Annotated in this window: 3 protein-coding genes; all 3 read right to left on the bottom strand. The window is 60.6% G+C overall.

Annotated elements, in window-relative coordinates:
- Window positions 1-1,064: fatty acid desaturase family protein (locus K728_RS0109390; RefSeq protein WP_024476536.1), on the bottom strand; the 1,064-nt coding region annotated here is incomplete at its 3' end.
- Between the two features lie 152 nt (window positions 1,065-1,216).
- Window positions 1,217-1,645, bottom strand: a complete 429-nt coding sequence (locus K728_RS0109385) for a hypothetical protein (RefSeq protein ID WP_024476535.1) — start codon at window positions 1,643-1,645, stop codon at window positions 1,217-1,219.
- On the bottom strand, window positions 1,635-1,826 hold the full coding sequence (locus K728_RS0109380) for a helix-turn-helix transcriptional regulator (RefSeq protein WP_024476534.1): 192 nt from the start codon (window positions 1,824-1,826) through the stop codon (window positions 1,635-1,637). Before K728_RS0109380 ends, K728_RS0109385 begins: the two co-directional genes overlap by 11 nt.
- Between the last annotated feature and the right edge of the window lie 423 nt (window positions 1,827-2,249).

The raw sequence follows: 2,249 nt of genomic DNA, 5'->3' as shown, positions 1-2,249 counted from the left end.
TTGACCATGGGGCAGTCGAAGGGGTCGCGTGCGGCGAGGCCTACCCGGTTGAGGTAGGACACTACTGCGCCGTAGGAGGCTGCGACGCCGACCTCGGTGTAGGGGACTTTGAGGCGTTCGCAATGCTCGCGGACGATCAGGGCGGCCTTGCGCAGGTGTGGGCGGGGCATGTCCGGGAACAGGTGGTGCTCGATCTGGAAGTTCAGGCCGCCGAAGGCGTTGTTGACGAAGTTGCCGCCGCGAATGTTGCGTGAGGTGAGGACCTGTTTCTGGAAGAAGTCCAGTTTGCTGTTCTTGGGGATGATCGGCATGCCCTTGTGGTTGGGGGCGAAGGAGGCTCCCATGTAGATGCCGAACACGGCCATCTGAACGCCGATGAAGGCAAACGCCATGCCGACGGGCAGGAACCAGAACAGGACGCCGAGATAGGCGCCGAACCGGATCGCGAGGAGAGCCAGTTCGATCCAGCGGCCCTGGACAGCCCCCGGCCGGAACAGGGTGCCGATCGACTTGGCGTGCAGGTTCAAACCTTCGAAGGTCAGCAGCGGGAAGAAGAGGTAGCCCTGGCGGCGGGTGATCCAGGCGTGGAGTCCCTTGGCTTTGGCTGCGTCTTCCTCAATGAAGGAAATGGTATCGATCTCAATGTCCGGGTCCTTGCCCACCACGTTGGGGTCGTTGTGATGGCGGGTGTGTTTATTCATCCACCACTGGTAGCTGATGCCGACGACGCCGGCGGCCAGGATCCGTCCGGACCAGTCGTTGGCCCCGCGGGTCTTGAAAATCTGCCGGTGGGAGGCCTCGTGGGCCAGGAACGCGATCTGCGTGAAGACGACGCCGAGCACGGCGGCGATCAATAACTGGAACCAGGTATCGCCCAGCAGGGCGAAACCGGTCCAGGCGGCACCCATGGTCAACGCCAGTGCAGCGAAGACGGAAACGTAAAAGCGGCGGCGACGGTTCAGCAGACCTTCTTTGCGTACCTGCTTCAGCAGCGTCGCATAGGAGGCGACGACGTCGTTCGGCTTAGCAACGCGCACGCTACGGCCGGAGGTTGTAGTACTCATAAGTGTCCCTGCGTTAGATTCTGTCCCCAGCAGACGAAGGGATGCTAAACCCGCGGATATACGTAGTTTATGTGAGTTAGATGTATGCCGCCTGTAAGTATGCGCCCTACGGCATAGTTAGTGATCTGTGAGGATGGACGCCCAAAGAGGCGTCAGCTCTTACGGTTGATCGCAACGAACGCGACGGCTCCCACCAAAGCTTGTGCCAGCAGCAGCAAAGCCAGAACCATCTCCACGGCAGCCCCAAAGCCCACGGCTATTGCCGCGATGGCGGTCAGCGGGACCGCTAGGAGTCCTAGGATTGCCAGCGATCTGGTGAGGACGGCGTTGTCCCGTTCATCGCCCGTCTGGGTCCAGGCGCGTTCGAAGGTGCTCACTCGTGAGGGGGTCTTGGTGATGCGCCACAGGCCAATCAGGGCGGCGACCAGGCCGACGGCGCCGCCCGCCAGAAGGCCAGCCCCCATATTTCCCGGCCCGTACTCCTGAAGCAACAGCCCTGTCAGGATGAGACCAGTCAGCCCTGCCAGTACCAGCCCGAGGACCGCGGCCTTTTGCTTTGAGGTATAGGTGCTAGTCGACATGGAAGATCTCCTCTACGGTGCTGCGAAAGTGTCGGGCGATAGCTATGGCCAGTGGGAGCGACGGATCGTAGCGGCCGGTCTCAATGGAATTGATGGTCTGACGCGAAACGTCGAGGACTTCTGCGAGTTCACGTTGGGAGATGCCAGCCGCGCGGCGGAGCGTACTGAGATCGTTCCTCACTGGAAACCAAAGTGGTCAAGGAAGCTTGTCATGGGGTCAAGCTTCCTTGACTTCTGCCATCATGTCAAGCTTCCTTGACCTTTCGTGGGCGAAGGAGGGTCAGTCTCGGCGTGGCCTGTATTTGACATACCCCTAGGGGTATTTGCATACTTGAGTGAACGCCGTCCACGATTCCAGCCTGGACCCTAATGAAAGAGAGTTCGCATGTGCCGGACAACCACCTGTATGCGCTGCCGGAAAACCACCTGGGCCGGCTGTGGAAATCACGTCGATCAGGTAATGCGGTCGGTACCAAAGAAGGATCAGTGCTCCTGCAATCCGACCGTCGAGCCGAAGCGTGCGCGGTCTGAGGGGCAGGCTCAGCCAGGTTGGTTTGGTCGACTGTTTGGAAGGTGAAACCCGGGAGGAGGAGTGGCCGGGGCG

It is taken from the genome of Arthrobacter sp. CAL618, from assembly GCF_000468215.1.
Lineage (GTDB): Bacteria > Actinomycetota > Actinomycetes > Actinomycetales > Micrococcaceae > Arthrobacter_D.
This window is presented reverse-complemented; position numbering and strand designations above follow the sequence as displayed.

What these genes read in the sequence shown, in the direction of transcription:
- K728_RS0109385 (WP_024476535.1), bottom strand. Translation starts at nt 1,645, where the DNA reads ATGTCGACTAGCACCTATACCTCAAAGCAAAAGGCCGCGGTCCTCGGG.